The organism is Agrobacterium vitis (assembly GCF_013337045.2).
Lineage (GTDB): Bacteria > Pseudomonadota > Alphaproteobacteria > Rhizobiales > Rhizobiaceae > Allorhizobium > Allorhizobium vitis_B.
In genome coordinates this window covers 990,790-1,007,117 of sequence record NZ_CP118259.1, presented here as the reverse complement: position 1 = coordinate 1,007,117, position 16,328 = coordinate 990,790, and the positions used below count along the sequence as shown (strand labels likewise).

Sequence of the window (16,328 nt, the reverse complement as noted above, 5' to 3'; positions counted from 1 at the left end):
GATTGCAGGATAAGCTTGCCGGACTTGCGCTCCGATCTTTACACTCCCTTAACCATACTGGCCGATAAGAACATGATTATCTTCTATGGGAGCGTGCGCATGGTCACCGCCAAACAGATCTTGCTGGCTGTTGCCGTCACCCTGCTGGCGGCGCTTTCCAGCTGCGCCACCTATAAGCCGGCTTCGAAAGTCTTCCAGGAAGCAACGATCCAGCCCTACCGGCTGGACAGCGGCGACCGGCTGCGCATCACCGTGTTCGACCAGGCCAATCTGAGCAATACCTATACCGTGGATCAGGCCGGCTATATCGCCTTTCCGCTGATCGGCCAGGTCGCGGCGCGCGGCACCACCATGCCACAGCTGGAAGGCACCATTGCCCAGCGGCTGCGCAAGGGCTATCTGCGCGATCCCGATGTCAGCATCGAGATCGACCGCTACCGCTCGATCTTCGTCATGGGCGAAGTTGGCCAGCCGGGGCAGTATTCCTATGTGCCGGGCATGACGGTGCAAAATGCCATCGCCGTTGCCGGTGGGTTCACCAGCCGCGCCAACGAGCGCGACGTAGATGTGACCCGCAAGGTCAACGGCACCATCGCCACGGGCCGGGTGCCGATCACCGACCCAATCATTGCCGGTGACACGGTTTATGTGCGCGAACGGCTGTTCTGATGCCGGATGAAGACGGGCTGCGGATCATCCATTGCTTCCGCTCGCCAATTGGCGGCATTTTCCGGCATGTGCGCGATCTGGTCGAGCATCACGACGCGCTCGGCCATTCTGTCGGTATCATCTGCGACAGCAGCACCGGCGGCGATCATGAGGACGCCCTGTTTGCGGAATTAATGCCCCGCCTGAAGCTCGGCCTTATTCGCCAACCGATCCGGCGCGCCATTGGCTTTGACGATATCAGCGCGGTGCGCTCCTGCTATCGGCATATCAAGAGCCTGAAGCCCGATATACTGCATGGTCACGGTGCCAAGGGCGGCGCCCTCGCCCGCATCATTGGCACGGCGCTTCGCATGCAGGGATCAAAGGTTGTCCGCATCTATTCACCGCATGGCGGCAGCCTGCATTATCGCCGCAACAGTCCGGTTGGCAGACTGATCTTTGCCCTGGAAAAGCTGTTGGAACGCCAGACCGAAGCCATCGCCTTTGTCTGCGGCTTCGAGCAATGGTCCTACGGGCAAAAGGTGGGAAAACCGAGCTGCGACTCCCGATTGATTTTGAATGGGATCAGCGAGAGTGAATTTCGACCTGTACCACTCCGTGACGCATCCGTGGACTTCGTCTTCATCGGCATGTTGCGGGATCTGAAAGGCCCTGACGTCTTCATCAACGCCGTGCTGGAGGCGGAACGGTTGCTGGGGCGTCCTCTGACCGGCGCTGTCATCGGCGATGGCCCGGACCGAGACAGATATGAGCAGCAGATTCACCAGCGCGGCCTTGGCCTTCGCATGCAATTGCTGCCTGCCATGCGGGTCTCGGAAGCCTTTGCCTTCAGCAATATTGTCGTCGTCCCCTCCAGGGCCGAATCCATGCCCTATATCGTGCTGGAGGCAATTGCCGCCGGAAAATCGGTGATTGCCAGCGCCGTCGGCGGCATTCCGGAAGCCCTGGGCAAGACCAGCGCCGCACTTGTTGCGCCCGACAACGTCGAGGAACTAGCCGCTACCATGGTGCAGGCTCTGACCCAACCCGACTGGAAACAGGCGGTCATGCCTGACCCGATCCTCTTCCATTCGCGATTTTCTGCCTCTGCCATGGCTACACAAATGCTGGCGCTCTACCACGCTCATTCGGTTTGACAGCCGCCGCGACCTGCATCATCGTGGGACGGGTCCTGCCAAAGCTAAAGGTTTTTTAGCACATTTGCGGTAATCCAACGTTGCAAAATGAATTGCCGCGATGAGGGCGCTAGAGACTTTGGATGTAGCAAAGCTCCGTCAAAAACTGAAGGAAGAGGCTGAACAGACCCGCGCAAGCGGCTCTGCATCGTCGCCAACAGTCGAATTGTCACCACTCGCCAGCCGGGTGGCCGATCAATTACGCCGTGCCAATCGCTCGCCCAGCATCATGCTGGGGCAGTTCGGCCTGCTGGAATTTTCCTGGCTGATTGCCACCAGCCTGCTCTCTGGCTGGTTGACGATGGACGGACCGCTCGACACACTCCTGCCCCTTGGTGCGTTCGGCGCCCTTGGAGCGATTGTTTTTGTCCTGTTCACGCAATTTGCCGACGGCTACCAGATACACACGCTGCGCCGTCCAATCCGCTCGGTAAAGCGGGCCCTGACCAGTTGGCTTCTGGTTATCGCCTTGATGGTCGGCATTCACTTTGCCTGGAATGCCCAGCTGTTTACCGTTTCCTGGTTGGCGACCTGGGCGGCAACCGCTGCCCTGTTTCTCCTGCTTGAACGCTATGGCATGGCACTGGCCATTCGCAGCTGGACCCGTAACGGCATTATAGAGCGACGCGCCGTGGTGGTTGGCGGTGGAGAGCCTGCCAAACAATTGATCCGCACGCTGGAAAGCCAGCCGGATAACGATATCCGTATCTGCGGTATTTTCGACGATCGACAAGGCGACCGGTCGCCGAACATCGTCGCGGGCTATCCCAAGCTCGGCACCGTTGCCGAACTGGTGGCCTTTGCGCGGGAAACACGGATCGACATGCTGATCATCGCCCTGCCGATCAGCGCGGAAGCGCGTATTCTGGAATTGCTGAAACTGCTTTGGGTCCTGCCGGTGGATATTCGGCTGGCGGCCCATTCCAACAGCCTGAGATTCAGGCCCCGCGCCTATTCCCATGTCGGCGACCTGCCGATGCTGGATCTGGTCGATAAGCCGATCCGTGATTGGGACCAGGTTGCCAAACGAGCCTTCGACATCATTTTCAGTCTGGCGGCCTTGGCCGTGTTCTGGCCGGTCATGGCGCTCGCCGCCATCGCTATCAAATCCACATCGAAAGGGCCGGTTCTGTTCGTGCAGAAGCGCCATGGCTTCAACAACGAGGTCATCAACGTCCTGAAGTTCCGCTCGATGTATACGGAAATGAGCGACCCGACCGCCAAACTGGCCGTCACCAAGAACGATCCGCGCGTCACGCCCGTCGGCCGCTGGCTGCGCAAATCCTCGATGGATGAATTGCCGCAATTGTTCAATGTGTTGCGCGGCGATCTTTCGCTGGTTGGGCCTCGCCCGCATGCGGTCATGGCGCAAACCCGCAACCGCCATTACAGCGAAATCGTCGAGAGCTATTTTGCCCGCCACCGGGTCAAGCCCGGTGTCACCGGCTGGGCGCAGATCAAGGGTTGGCGTGGCGAGATCGATACCGACGACAAGATCAAGGGCAGAACCGCCCATGACCTCTATTATATCGAGAACTGGTCGCTACTGTTTGACCTGAAGATCCTGTTGATGACGCCGATCAGCCTTTTCAACACGGAAAACGCTTATTGAGCGCGGTCAGCCACCACAGCAGCCCGCCTTTCCGGCCAGGCTTTGCAGCCATTACCCTGACCGGATCGGCGCTGGTCGGCTTTGGCGTGTTTCTGCTCGGCTTCGTGTTCATGGAGCCAGCCCCTTACGAATTGTTCATGGCGGCGCAGATCCCGCTATGGTTCCTGCTGGGCCTGAAAATTTCCCGCAGCGTCGCACCGCTTCTGGCGCTGATGCTCACCTTCAATGTCGGCGGCATGATCTCGTTGACGACAATGACGGACCTTGATGAAGGCCCGCTCTATGTTGCCGTCTCGACCTTCCTCGCCGTGACCTCGGTTTTCTATGCGGCCATCATTGAGGACCGGCATGAACGTCTACGATTGATCTTCAATGCCTGGGTTCTAGCCGCTGTCGCCACGTCCCTTCTGGGAATCCTGGGCTATTTCCACGCCTTTCCCGGCGCTGAAATGTTTACACGCTATGATCGGGCCATGGGGGCTTTCCAGGACCCCAATGTGTTTGGTCCGTTTCTGATTGCTCCGTCGCTCTATCTCATCCATGGGCTTTTGACTGGCAGGCTGTTGGACGCACCCTGGAAAATCCTCTGTCTGCTGATCCTCGCACTTGGGGTTTTCCTGTCCTTTTCACGGGCGGCCTGGGCGCTTTTCCTATTTAGCGCCATTGCCATGGTACTGATCCTGCTGATCAAGGAGCGCAGCAGTGCCTTCCGCCTGAAGATCGTGCTGCTGGCGCTGACGGCGGCCATCGCTCTCGTTGTGGCGCTGACCGTCGCCCTGCAATTCCAGCAGGTGCGTGACCTGTTTTCCAGCCGCACCCAGCTTGTGCAAGACTATGATGGCGGCCATCTCGGCCGCTTCGAGCGTCACAAGATCGGCTTTCTGATGTCGATGGAAAAGCCACTCGGGATCGGGCCGATGGTGTTCAGCAAGATCTTTCCGGAGGACGAGCACAATATCTGGCTGAAAACCCTGACATCCTATGGGTGGCTCGGCTTCGTCTGTTTTATCGCCATGCTGATCTGGAGCATTTGCTTCGGCTTCAAATGTCTGCTCTATGACCGCCCTTGGCAACCCTATCTGATGATTGCCTGGATCGTGCTGATCGGCCATGCCCTGATCGGCAATGTCATCGATATCGATCATTGGCGACATGTGTACCTGCTGTTCGGAATCCTTTGGGGATGCAGAGCACTGGAAATCAATTGGCAAAGACACTAGGGAACATCGGGGGACGCGTTTAGTGGAGGAAAACGTCAGGGATGGCCAGGGAATTGCCAATGGGCAGCATCTGCGAATCTTGCAGGTCTTGGAGCCGAGCGGCGGTGGCTCCGGCCGTCATTTTATCGATCTTTGTGCAGGCCTCGCTGCCTGCGGCCAAACGGTAACCGCTGTCTATTCTCCTTTAAGAGCCGAAAGCCGGTTCGTTGCCGAATTGCTGGCGCTGCCGCTGCACGAGATCATTACGCTGGACATGCACCGTGCGGTCGGCCCCTGGGATTTGGCCTCCTATAGCGCGCTGCGGCGGCTGATCCGCGACAAAGGCCCATTCGACATCGTGCATGGCCACAGTTCAAAGGCCGGCGCGCTGACCCGACTGGCAACCCTGCCCGGGCGCAATCCACCCGTGCTTTACACGCCCCACGCCTTCCGCACCATGGACCCGACGCTCGGCTCCAAAGGCCGTCTGGTCTATGGCGGCGTGGAACGGCTGCTTGGGAGGTTCTTCAGCGACCGGGTGATTTGCGTTTCGCCGGACGAATATCATCATGCCGTGGCGCTGGGCATTCCGGCGCGAACACTCCGCATTGTCGCCAATGGCGTCAAATATCCGCCCGGCGACGCCCGCTCGGAGACACGCACACGCTTCGGCATTGCCCATGAGCACCTGGTTTTCGGTTTCATCGGCAGGCTCGTCGCCCAGAAAGCTCCGGAGCGGCTGATCCACGCCTTTGCCAGCATTGCAGACCTGATGCCTCAGGCACGGTTGGTGATGATTGGCAGCGGCGAGCGGGAGGCGGAACTGCGCAACTTGATCCATATCCTCGGTCTTGATGGCAAGGCACAGATCCGTAGCGATATGAGCGGACATGATGCCATCCAGGCTTTCGACATCCTGGTTGCTCCGAGCCGCTACGAGGCCATGTCCTATGCAATGCTGGAGGCCGCAGCCGGTGGCCTTCCCCTCGTTTTGACAGCAGTGGGTGGAACGAGCGTTGTGCTGGAGAATGGCGTCAACGGCTTTGCCGTTCCCAATAGCGATGAGATCAAGCCGCTTTCAGACGCCATGGCCGCCTTTCGCGATCCCCTGATGCGGGCGCAGCTTGCGGCTGGCGCCTTGAGCCGCCGTAACAACTACCGGCTTGAAAAAATGGTGGCCGAAACATTGGCAATCTACCGGGACCTACTGCCGCAAACCACGCCATGCCCGGTGATCAAACACGAAACCGACAGCAGACTTCGAACGCCCGGAGACCACACGACCTTGCGGCTCGCCAATCAGATTGGTGAATGACCCAGGAAGACTGGCAGGTATTTTTTCACACGCATGGAACAATTTCTCTTCTGTCGCATTAAGCAGCGCGTTCAGCCGAAGCAGTTGGCGGACGGACAGAAGAGGGACAGCATGAACCGCACAAACGGTCTTTATTTGATCATCGGCGCATTGGTCGTCATCGTGGTTGGCCTCGGCGCCTATGCCTATCATGAGGAAACCAAGCCCAAGGGCGTGGAACTCAGCATTGGAAAAGACGGCGTTGCCGTCGAACAGAAATAATCTCCAGCCAGCGCGTTTGCCTTACAGCACTGCCGTATTATAAAACGCCAGTGCTGTAAGGCTTTATACTATTGAATAATTCTCAAGTGGAGGCAAATCACGCGACCTTGCGTTTGCCTTCCGCCCTGTCGAGACCCCAGCTTTCCACAAGCAGGGATGGCAAATGCAGGTCTCCAGGTAGCATATAGGGCATTTCCTGCCCCTCGCCCGCCTTGATCGGCAGACCATGCCCCAGGCCATCCATTACGGCATATTCCACCTTGATCGCACCGTCTTCGTCATGCCAGACATAGCCGTCGCTCCGGCCATAGGCGACGGGCTTTGCCTTGCCGTCCAGCAAGCCATGCACGGCAAGCCATTGGATGACCAGCGCATCGGCGTTCTTCTGATGGACGACATTGTCATCCCTGCCCTGCCAGATCGAAATCCTTGGCCAATCCCGGCCTTCTGGCGCGGCCTGATAGACCAGTTGCGCCCATTCATCCGGGGCTTTCGCCACGCCATTATGCATGATGTTCAAGGCATTCATCGCATCCCGCGCGCCACCAACCGGCAGGCCGGCAACCACGGCACCCGCCTTGAATATATCGGGGTAAGCGGCGAGAGCCGCAGCGGCCAACGCACCACCAGCCGACAGGCCCATGATGAAAACATTGTCGGTGCTGAGGCCATGGGCCTCAACCATGGTGTCAATCATCTGGCGTATTGAGCCAGTCTCGCCACGGTCGCGCGCAACAGCACTTGGGCGAAACCAGTTAAAACAGCCATTCGGATTGTTGGAGCTGCGCTGTTCGGGGTAGAGCAGTGCGAAACCATGCTGACGCGCCAGACGGCTCCAGCCGCTGCCATCATCGAAATCCTTGGCCGTCTGTCCACAGCCGTGCAGCACGACCACCAGCGACGCGCTCGGCGGCAAGCCGGGCGGCACATAGGTCATCATCCGCAAATGTCCGGGATTGCTGCCGAAGCTGGTGTTTTCAACAAGGCGTGGCTGGGCGGGCTTTCTCGGTTTCGGCGCAACCTTTTCGCGAGGCGTGGTGCTCTCAACCAGATCCACAAATGCCTTTTGTAACTTTTTTTGGCGGCGAACCATGGCGGCCACCGATTTTGGAACATTCAATCGCATCACATCTGCCTTCCTGACGGCTGCATTCTCTCGTCTGCTTCACAAGCCGCCAATACTTCTGGCCCTCAAAAACTCATGGTGAATATCGTCTCATGCTAATCTCGAAGGTTATGAGGACCAACGACACGGCATATTGCTGCACTGCACCCAATATAAGGCAGAGACCGGACTTTATCGATACCAGCGCTACACCATTCGGCGCTTTTGTAGCCTGTCCAGCCTCTTCAAAGCCCAGAAAATCTGATAATAACCCTTAGAATATAGATGGTTACGGAAAACATCTGTCTATTACGTGCACCGCAAAAAAAGAATTATACATTATAAACATAAAACTCTTGAGATTAGCTTACGCCCTGAAAGGATTACGCAAGCACAAAGCCGCCGCCTCTCCCCAAAATAGAACGGCTTCAGCAAACCTGAGTGCAAGGCGCTGTAACACTCAAAACAGGCATATGGCTTGAAGAGAGACAATCACCCAAGTTGGGGGGAGTGATTGAAATAAATGGTCGGGACGGCAGGATTTGAACCTGCGACCCCTTGACCCCCAGTCAAGTGCGCTACCGGGCTGCGCTACGCCCCGACCCGCTCCTAAGAGCAAGGTTCACTTAGAGTTTTTGACTTTCGGGCGCAAGCGGAATTTTGCCCGGACAGATCAAAAACACGCAAAACACACCTCAAAACTCAATCCGCCAAGATCGACGGTGGAAGCCTGACGGTATACGTCGTGCCACTGGAGCTCGTCGCGCTGGCCAGGGAACCGCCGAGTTGCTTGACGAAAGCTTTGACGAACTGGGTGCCAAGTCCCGACCCCTCCGATTTGCCGCTGAGGCCGATTCCGTTATCGCTGACGGTCAGTGCGACCTCACCCTCCCGGCGCTGAAAGCCGAGAACAACCTCGCCCTGCCCCGATGGAAAGGCATATTTTACGGCATTAGTGGCAAGCTCATTGACGATCAAGCCGATCGATACGGCATAATCGGGTTGAATGCTCAACGGCTCGGTTTTCGTGCTGATCGTGATGTTCGAATTCGGGCTCAAAAGGCTCTTACGGATCGTGGTGTTGATGCCTCTCAGGTAGGTTTCCATGTTGACGGGGCCAAAGGCACTGGATTGAGCAATGACGTCATACAGTTCAGCAACGGCCCTGATTCGCGCCTGCATGGCCTTATATCCTTCAGCGCAGGGTTCTGCGGCACGGCGAATCTCGTGAGAGACGAAGGAGGAAATGATCTGCAGGCTGTTTTTGATACGGTGGGCCAGTTCTGCCGCCAATATATCCCGGTGCCTGTCGAGCAGCACGGCCTCCGTCGCGTCCTCGAACACGACGAGCATCCGGGTGACATGGTTGCCGGGCCGAAATATTTTCCTGGCATTGATCTTGAACACACGCCGGCCCAAACCAGGAAAATCATCCTCCAGCAGCAAACCATCGACATGCTCGTCGCGAGGCAGCACCCGTTCCAGAAGATCGTTGAGCGCAGCCACATTCCACTGGCCGTCCCCCAGCGTTTTCAACTGCTGGCCGACAACCTCCGTGGATTGAACACCGAAGAGCTTTAAAAAAGAACGGCTGGCAAATACAACGCTCATGTCATGCTCCAGCACCAGCAGTGGATCGCGGACCGTATCGACAATATTCTGCGCAAGTATCCAGCTGCGCTCGGCCTCGGCGCTGGCAAGACGCGCTTCTGTAACGTCGTCAATTGACATTAAAAACAGGTTTGCGGCATCACTCGCGCGTTGAACCCGACGGACATTGACCATCATGATCCTATGGCCCAGATCCGGGAAAACCACGTCAACTTCATGAGCATTGACGACGGTGTCCTGCGGAACGAGCTGCTCCAAAAGCAATCGAAGGCCAGGAATATTCCAATGGCCGCCCTTCAGATCGTAGAGTTGCCGCCCCAGCGTCTGCTCGGAAGCGATCTCAAAATTGGCGTAAAAAGCTTGATTGGCGGCAAGGACAGTCAGATCCTGGCTCAGAATCAGCACTGCGTCGCGGGAGGTATCGATAATGTCCTGAGGCAGGATTTCGTTGAGCGGAAGATTGGTCAAGGGGTGTCGCTTTTCTAAGATGAGATAGGCTGTTTCCAGGTGCGGCTATGCCGCGCGTGAAATAGGTGAGCTATACCACGGTCCAAAGATACCAATGCATCACTGGCTTTGGATAGAGATCAGTGGAATAGCAAACATCGTTTTTAATGAAACATTTGCATGGGACGACCAAAACGGCATGCACGGCAACCGGCGGCTTGTCCCCGTCCGTAAGAGCATGCTTTGGCTTAACCGCTTATTTGGTGGCACTGTCTCTCGAGGTTTTCGTGGGTTGATCAGGCCCGGGGCCCGCAATCAAACTCTCAAAAATCGCATCATTTGTCTTGCGCCATGTCTCGTCCGTCAACCATTGATAATCCTGGTCCGGCATCAAGGGGACAGCCTTTACCTGCGCATTCGAAATCCGCAGAAAGAAGCTCTTCCTTTCCCGATCGACAAGCACGTAGCGAAGCGGAACCACGAGACTATCCTTGCCCGGTACAAAAAACCCGCCAGCCGCAACGATTGCGTAATCCTGCCGGTCCCTGGTGCCGATGACCACATTGCGAACCTCGCCGACGATCTTGTCATCGGCGGTCCGAACCTCGGCCCCGACAATTTCATTGACCAGCAAGCCAGGATCGAGATCGTTGATGCTGATCAATGCCCCCTCATTGGCAGTGCCACGGCTTCCCTTGACCTGGCCCAGCCTATGCCATTGCGGCTCACCGGCGGCCAATTGCTGGTCGGTCGCGTCTTCGTCATTGGTACCCAACCGCGCCATGAACGGGGATGCGATCAATTCCCGAATATTGCCCAGCAACCGCTCGCAATCTTTTTCCAGCCCGTAATTCCAAAGAAGAAAGGCCGCATCGCGCAATTTACGCAGGTCATGCACGAGATAACGATTTTGAGGATCCCGGAATTCAGGCTTTTCCAGAATGGCCTCTTCAAGCATTGCGTCAGAAATATTGCAGGCGGCGAGCGCTGGCGTGCTGCAAAGCGCAAGCAGAAGCGCTCCAGCCGCGGCTGATTTCATAAACGTCATTCCTGGTCCGATCGGCGGGTTTTGCTATGACTTCGTGTTGCCCAGCACACTGATCGGAAGGAGGCGCACCGCATGACGCTGTTCTTCACAAAGCACAACGCACGCCATCCTGATTTGTTCCGAAATTTAAGAAAATATTCCTTTTTGACATTCTTTTCGGATTGCCAAAACACACTCCAGACCGGCCTCTGACGTCTATTACGCAACTCGTGATGCCAACACTAAACTTATTATTCACATCGGATTTTTTCTGCGGAACCAATGGTTAACCGTGGCGTTATGAGCGGTGGAGAACATGACATGACATTAGACAGAGACTTTCAGCGGCCGGTCGCCTTGGTCATTGCCGGAACCACCCACATGGTAAGGTCGATTCGTGAAGCAGCCTGGCTGCTCGCCGATCAATGGCCGGATTTTTCCTGCGAATATTTCCGTAAGGCCTTGTCTGCGTGCGCAGCAGCTCTGGAAGGACGGCGTTCCGCCACCTATGCGCGGCGCGCGCTGATCATTGCCGCGCATCGCGGTAATGTGGCGATTGCCCCTGATCACACTCTGGCAGCGTGAGGGTGGTTCTCTAGCGGACCTGATCCAATAGCCGCTTGCATTCCAACAGATCGAACAGGGTTTCCTGAAGGAGCGCCCGGTCTTCCTTGCCGACCGAACCACGGCCAGCGGAAATGTCGAGAGCGCTATCGTCGCCACCGCCAAAGTTAAAAAACCGGCTGCTGGTACGCGATTTTGCATGACCGACGACCTGATCGTCGTCGCTACCGAGTTTGGGATCGTCATTGCTGGATTGGCCGGCGGCAACCAGGGCTTCCATCGTCGCTAGATCGCCAGAAGCGACAGCCATGACGAATTTATTGCCATTGGTTTTCAGAAGCTTCTGCACACCTTTGATCGTGTAGCCGTGATCATAGAGCAGATGGCGAATGCCCTTCAGCAGTTCGATATCGTCAGGACGGTAGTAGCGTCGCCCACCGCCGCGCTTCAGCGGCTTGATCTGCGGAAACCGGGTTTCCCAGAATCGCAGCACATGCTGCGGCAAATCGAGATCGTCCGCCACTTCGCTGATCGTGCGGAAGGCATCAGGGCTCTTATCCAAGACGGGCTCCATCATGTCACTCTCAACGACAGCATGTCTCTCATCAGAAACGGAAGCTGTATCATCTTGTCTTTCGGCCAGTGTTTTGAAGACTATTCAGTGCGCCATCCATCCAGAAGACCGCTCGAAACCGATAGAGACTGACATAATCAAGCTTAAAACCTGCCGGAACGCTGCCTTGGCCGCAAGGCCATCAAGCAGCCGGATTGGCCGGTTTCTGCTTGGCTTTGCGGGCCAGATGCGAGCGAAGGATACGCTGCTTCAAAACGTTGGAGGCTTTGAACGTCATCACCTTGCGGGGCGAAATCGGCACTTCTTCGCCGGTCTTCGGGTTACGGCCGATCCGCTCATTCTTGGCGCGCACCTGGAAGGTGGCGAATGAGGAAAGCTTGACCATTTCGCCACGCACAATGGCATTGCAAATCTCATCGATAACCGTTTCGACAAGTTCGGCGGATTCCGTCCGGGAGAGACCAACCTTGCGGAAGACCGACTCAGCCAAATCCGCGCGTGTTACCGTTTTGCCAGCCATAGCACCCCGTCCATCATCAATTCTGATCGTTATACTCAGAGACTATTGATATGAACGCAATCGGTCAAGCGCCGTTAACAACTTGTTTTTGCGGCAACTACCAGCGCAGCAGTAGCGCGCCCCAGGTAAAGCCGCCGCCCATGGCTTCCAACAGCACCAGGTCGCCCTGCTTGATCCGCCCATCGGCAACTGCAACCGAAATCGCCAAGGGAATCGAAGCGGCAGATGTATTGCCGTGCTGATCGACGGTGATCACAACTTTTTCCAGGGGAATATCCAGTTTTTTCGCAGCACCGTCGATAATGCGGCGGTTGGCCTGATGCGGCACCAGCCAATCGACATCCTCAGCCGTCAGGCCCGACGCCGCAAAGGATTGCTCGATCACATCGGCGATCATGCCGACGGCATGTTTGAAGACTTCACGGCCTTCCATGCGCAAATGGCCGACAGTGCCTGTCGTGGAAGGGCCGCCATCCACATAAAGCTTGTCCTTGTGCGAGCCGTCCGAGCGCAGATGCGCCGTCAGCACGCCGCGATCAGCAATTGTTCCCTGCCCTTCGACCGCTTCCAGCACCAGGGCGCCAGCGCCATCGCCGAACAGCACGCAGGTGGTACGGTCCTGCCAGTCGAGAATACGCGAAAAGGTCTCCGCACCGATAACCAGCACCCGCTTTGCCAATCCGCCACGAATATAGGCGTCTGCCGTCGTCATGGCATAGACGAACCCTGTGCAGACGGCCTGAACGTCAAAGGCAAACCCGTGGGTCATGCCAAGCCGGTTCTGGATATTCACCGCAGCCGACGGAAAGGTGTTGTCGGGCGTTGATGTGGCGCAGATGATCATGTCGATATCGGCGGGCGCGAGGCCCGCGGCCTCCAGCGCCTTCAAGGCAGCTTCAGCGCCAAGCGAAGCGGTGGTCTCCCCCTCGCCTGCAATATAGCGCTGCTTGATGCCGGTGCGTTGAACGATCCAGTCGTCCGACGTATCGACAAGCGTTTCCATTTCGCGGTTACTCAATAGCCGCTTGGGCAAAGCCGAGCCAACACCGCGAACAACTGAACGAATCATTTTATATTTATCCTGTCCTTCACGCTGCTTCCGGCCCGGCGCTGGTGGAACCAGCCCTGGACGTCGATGGAAAGCGAGTGTGATAAAGTTTCAAATCATTTTCAATTTTCTGGGTCAAACCATTGCGCGCCATGTCATAGCCAACCTCGATGGCCGAACCGAAACCTTCCGCGTCCGTACCGCCATGGCTCTTGATGACGATGCCGTTCAGACCGAGAAAGACGCCGCCGTTGACCTTGCGCGGGTCCATCTTGTCCTTCAGCGCATCGAACGCCCCCTTGGCGAAGAAATAGCCGATCTTCGACATCAGGCTGCGTGACATCGCCGCCCTCAGATAGGTGGCAATCTGGCGCGCCGTGCCTTCGGCAGCCTTCAGGGCGATATTGCCGGTGAAGCCTTCCGTGACAACGACATCGACTGTGCCCTTGCCGAGATCGTCTCCCTCGACGAAACCGGCATAGTTTAGGGTGTCCAGACCTGCCTCACGCAACATGCGACCCGCTTCGCGCACTTCTTCCTGACCCTTGATTTCCTCGACGCCGACATTCAACAAGCCAATCGAAGGACGATCAATCTGGAATAAAGCCCGGGCCATAGCGCCGCCCATCACGGCGAAATCCAGCAGTTGTTGCGCATCGGCACCAATGGTGGCGCCGATATCGAGTACAATGCTTTCCCCCTTCAGGGTCGGCCAGATCCCGGCAATCGCGGGGCGCTCGACATTGGCCATGGTGCGCAGGCAGAACTTGGCCATTGCCATCAGTGCACCGGTATTACCGGCAGACACCACGACATCGGCCTCGCCTGTTTTGACGGCCTCGATTGAGCGCCACATGCTGGAGACATAGCGGCCACGCCGCAGCGCCTGGCTTGGCTTTTCGTCCATGGCGATTGCCACTTCGCAATCGTGAAAGACGGATTTTGCCTTTAATTTTGGATATTTGACAAGAAAAGGCTCGCACTTTTCCCGCTGGCCAAACAGGATGAATGTAATCTCCGGATGGCGCTCCAGCGCCCGAGCGGCGCCCGGAATAACGACTTCGGGACCGAAATCGCCCCCCATGACGTCGAGAGAAATTTTGACCACGCGTCTTAATCCCTTCTTTTTCACCCCCAGGTGAAATTTTCGGCCAAAATACCGGTTTTGGTCTGGCGTACAACTTATTTGTGGTTCACCGTCAAGGCCCGACGGTCAATCTAGTCCTTTTTCCAGTCTTTAAGAGCGGCAAAAGGCGATGGGCGAATGATCTGCGCGCCTGTATCCTCATTATGGCCTGAAAATTCAACACCCGGCTTGCGCGGATAGGGGTCGATTGCCATGGCGGCAAATTCAGCGACCAGCGCACCCGCATCGATCGTGTCACCGACGAAGGGTTCCGGGGCGTCCGGTCCGTCCGGGTCCAGCACCATTTCGCCCTGGCCGTCCAGCACAATGCGGGCAAGCTTGGAACCTTCAGGCACGAAGACCTGTTCCACCTGTTCGCTAATCTGTGTCAGCACCGGCTCCAGCGTCACGACGCAGGCCTGCTCGATCTCGCCTTCCACCACGCCCTTGATGCGCACACCATCGCGCTTCCAGCGGCTGATCTGAAGTTCAGCCTTCAGGGAACGGACAGCCAGCACTTTCCACAGCTGCGCCAGGCCTTGGCGCTCGGCGTCATTGGCCTCAAGGCGCACCCGCACGGCATTGGCGGAGACATGTCCGACCTTGACATGGTAGGAAAAAGGCGTGTTTGCCAGGGTTTGGCCTTGCGATTTCATCGATGAACCTGCTGCTCTGGAAGAGGAAATGCCAGCGATCCGGTGATCACGGCCTCTTCCGTCGTTTGTAAAAGATATGTTTCCGCTGTGATGGCCCAATCGGCCAGATCCGTCATGACCGGGAGAGCGGCTTCCGGCACGTCTGGATGGATATTGCGCCGAAAGCCGGCGGCAAGCGCATTCTTATCCTTCAAATCGAGTGCCTTGCCGTAGGTTTCAAGGCGGCCATAGAACATTCCCGCCAATTTTTTCATCCGTTTGGGCACGGTCTGGTCGCCAACCCCCAATTCCCGGATGGAATGATCGACATCCTGAAAAAACGCATCGATGATTTCCTGGGCCACTTCCTGGCCGCTACGCTCAGATTTCGCCGTGCGGCGGAGATAAAGAATCAGCACCAGCGACAGCATTTCAAAACGGCCCATCACGGTATCCGGCACGTCGAACGCTTCATAGAAGAGCGGCACGCGGGCGGTTTCCATCAGCACCGCATATTGGCGGTCGATAATCTGGCGGTTGTTGCGGCGGGTCTTGAACAGGGAAAAAATCATCGCAGCGCCTATTTTACGTGTTGCCGGCTATTCGTCCGATCCCTGGAGAAAGAGGCGCGACGGCCCGACCGATGTTGCATGATGGCTAAAGCTGGTTTACCGAAGCAGTCATGAATTGCAATGCCGTTTTACCGGACCGGCCCTGCCGATGGCAATCGTATCGGCCAAAGCGGGTTGGAGCTTGAAACATATCGTTGCTCCGTCTTTTCGGTTTCCCCGGAAAGGCCACAATGATATGGGCAAGACGCAAGCGGATAAGCACAAGAAGCGACTGGCGCAAGAAATGGCTGGCGCAAGAACGAACCTGGCCTGCAGGCGGGAAGAAGAGAGCATGATGGGAGATGCATCATTGAAGAGACGGTATTTCCGGCCCGACGCCAGGGCAATCGGCCTGGCCGCGATGACTTTGCTGATCGCAACCGGCGGCTTGACCGGCTGCACGACCGGCGAAGTTTTCCATAACGGCTATATTGTGGACCCGAAGGCGCTCGATCTGGTGCCGGTCGGGGCCAGCCGCGAACAGGTCCTGCTATCGCTCGGCACGCCGTCCACTACGGCGACCTTCGATGGCGAGGTATTCTATTATATCTCCCAGACCCGCAAGCGCCCCGTGGCCTTCATGAAGCAGCAGCTGGTCGATCAGCAGGTTCTGGCGATTTACTTCGACAAGAACGGCACGGTCGTACAGCGCGCCAACTACAGCATGAAGGACGGCAAGGTCTTCGACATGGTGTCGCGCACCACGCCAACCGGCGGCAAGGACCTCAGCTTCCTGCAACAGATTCTGTCGGGCGGCAACGGCGCTGCCAACAGCGTCAAGAACATGCTCGGCTTCCAATAAGCAGAGCCTCGATATCAAAACAAAACC

Annotated in this window: 17 protein-coding genes and 1 tRNA gene; 8 read left to right on the top strand and 10 right to left on the bottom strand. The window is 57.0% G+C overall.

Features of this window, described 5'->3' with window-relative positions:
- The first annotated feature begins 99 nt into the window (after positions 1-99).
- The 6 genes from G6L01_RS04670 (at position 100) to G6L01_RS04645 (ending at position 6,231) form a co-directional block, all read left to right on the top strand.
- Complete coding sequence (locus tag G6L01_RS04670) at positions 100-669, top strand: polysaccharide biosynthesis/export family protein (protein ID WP_060716018.1); 570 nt, start codon at positions 100-102, stop codon at positions 667-669.
- Positions 669-1,805, top strand: a complete 1,137-nt coding sequence (locus G6L01_RS04665) for a glycosyltransferase family 4 protein (RefSeq protein ID WP_070167243.1) — start codon at positions 669-671, stop codon at positions 1,803-1,805. Before G6L01_RS04670 ends, G6L01_RS04665 begins: the two co-directional genes overlap by 1 nt.
- Positions 1,806-1,905: 100 nt before the next feature.
- A complete protein-coding gene (locus G6L01_RS04660) occupies positions 1,906-3,456 on the top strand; it encodes an undecaprenyl-phosphate glucose phosphotransferase (RefSeq protein WP_070167244.1) in 1,551 nt (516 codons plus the stop codon).
- Positions 3,453-4,676 carry an O-antigen ligase family protein gene (locus tag G6L01_RS04655; RefSeq protein WP_070167245.1) on the top strand — a complete coding sequence of 408 codons (1,224 nt, stop codon included), beginning with the start codon at positions 3,453-3,455 and terminating at the stop codon, positions 4,674-4,676. Before G6L01_RS04660 ends, G6L01_RS04655 begins: the two co-directional genes overlap by 4 nt.
- 22 nt (positions 4,677-4,698) lie before the next feature.
- Positions 4,699-5,970: a glycosyltransferase gene (locus tag G6L01_RS04650; protein WP_070167246.1), complete on the top strand. Its 1,272-nt coding sequence runs from the start codon at positions 4,699-4,701 to the stop codon at positions 5,968-5,970.
- Between the two features lie 111 nt (positions 5,971-6,081).
- Positions 6,082-6,231 carry a hypothetical protein gene (locus tag G6L01_RS04645; protein ID WP_015915610.1) on the top strand — a complete coding sequence of 50 codons (150 nt, stop codon included), beginning with the start codon at positions 6,082-6,084 and terminating at the stop codon, positions 6,229-6,231.
- Between the two features lie 97 nt (positions 6,232-6,328).
- Here G6L01_RS04645 and G6L01_RS04640 read toward each other — a convergent pair whose 3' ends face one another.
- The 4 genes from G6L01_RS04640 to G6L01_RS04625 all read right to left on the bottom strand — a co-directional run bounded on the left by G6L01_RS04640 (position 6,329) and on the right by G6L01_RS04625 (position 10,442).
- Positions 6,329-7,357 carry an extracellular catalytic domain type 1 short-chain-length polyhydroxyalkanoate depolymerase gene (locus G6L01_RS04640; protein ID WP_070167247.1) on the bottom strand — a complete coding sequence of 343 codons (1,029 nt, stop codon included), beginning with the start codon at positions 7,355-7,357 and terminating at the stop codon, positions 6,329-6,331.
- A gap of 503 nt (positions 7,358-7,860) precedes the next feature.
- Positions 7,861-7,937: transfer RNA gene (locus G6L01_RS04635), tRNA-Pro, on the bottom strand.
- A 101-nt stretch (positions 7,938-8,038) separates the two neighbouring features.
- Positions 8,039-9,415 (bottom strand): sensor histidine kinase, encoded by a 1,377-nt coding sequence (locus G6L01_RS04630; RefSeq protein ID WP_070167248.1) that lies wholly within the window; start codon positions 9,413-9,415, stop codon positions 8,039-8,041.
- A gap of 235 nt (positions 9,416-9,650) precedes the next feature.
- The gene (locus G6L01_RS04625; protein WP_070167249.1) at positions 9,651-10,442 is read right to left on the bottom strand and encodes a PRC-barrel domain-containing protein; all 792 of its coding nucleotides are present in this window, start codon (positions 10,440-10,442) and stop codon (positions 9,651-9,653) included.
- Between the two features lie 300 nt (positions 10,443-10,742).
- Here G6L01_RS04625 and G6L01_RS04620 point away from each other — a divergent pair, with 300 nt between their 5' ends.
- Positions 10,743-11,006, top strand: coding sequence for a DUF982 domain-containing protein (locus G6L01_RS04620; protein WP_070167250.1), 264 nt, complete (start codon positions 10,743-10,745; stop codon positions 11,004-11,006).
- A gap of 10 nt (positions 11,007-11,016) precedes the next feature.
- Here the strand turns inward: G6L01_RS04620 and G6L01_RS04615 are convergent, their stop codons facing one another.
- The 6 genes from G6L01_RS04615 to G6L01_RS04590 all read right to left on the bottom strand — a co-directional run bounded on the left by G6L01_RS04615 (position 11,017) and on the right by G6L01_RS04590 (position 15,460).
- Positions 11,017-11,562, bottom strand: coding sequence for a MerR family transcriptional regulator (locus G6L01_RS04615; RefSeq protein WP_015915593.1), 546 nt, complete (start codon positions 11,560-11,562; stop codon positions 11,017-11,019).
- A 178-nt stretch (positions 11,563-11,740) separates the two neighbouring features.
- A complete protein-coding gene (locus G6L01_RS04610) occupies positions 11,741-12,079 on the bottom strand; it encodes an integration host factor subunit alpha (protein ID WP_015915592.1) in 339 nt (112 codons plus the stop codon).
- Between the two features lie 97 nt (positions 12,080-12,176).
- A complete protein-coding gene (locus G6L01_RS04605) occupies positions 12,177-13,148 on the bottom strand; it encodes a beta-ketoacyl-ACP synthase III (protein WP_015915591.1) in 972 nt (323 codons plus the stop codon).
- 19 nt (positions 13,149-13,167) lie between these two features.
- On the bottom strand, positions 13,168-14,235 hold the full coding sequence (gene plsX, locus G6L01_RS04600; RefSeq protein WP_070167251.1) for a phosphate acyltransferase PlsX: 1,068 nt from the start codon (positions 14,233-14,235) through the stop codon (positions 13,168-13,170).
- A 110-nt stretch (positions 14,236-14,345) separates the two neighbouring features.
- Positions 14,346-14,909 carry a YceD family protein gene (locus G6L01_RS04595; protein ID WP_060715802.1) on the bottom strand — a complete coding sequence of 188 codons (564 nt, stop codon included), beginning with the start codon at positions 14,907-14,909 and terminating at the stop codon, positions 14,346-14,348.
- Positions 14,906-15,460 carry a ubiquinol-cytochrome C chaperone family protein gene (locus tag G6L01_RS04590; protein ID WP_070167252.1) on the bottom strand — a complete coding sequence of 185 codons (555 nt, stop codon included), beginning with the start codon at positions 15,458-15,460 and terminating at the stop codon, positions 14,906-14,908. The genes G6L01_RS04595 and G6L01_RS04590 overlap by 4 nt, the downstream gene beginning before the upstream one ends.
- Positions 15,461-15,794: 334 nt before the next feature.
- Between G6L01_RS04590 and G6L01_RS04585 the strand changes: the two genes are divergently transcribed.
- Entirely contained in the window at positions 15,795-16,301 is a 507-nt protein-coding gene (locus G6L01_RS04585) for an outer membrane protein assembly factor BamE (protein WP_041697810.1), read from the top strand.
- The last annotated feature ends 27 nt before the right edge of the window (positions 16,302-16,328 follow it).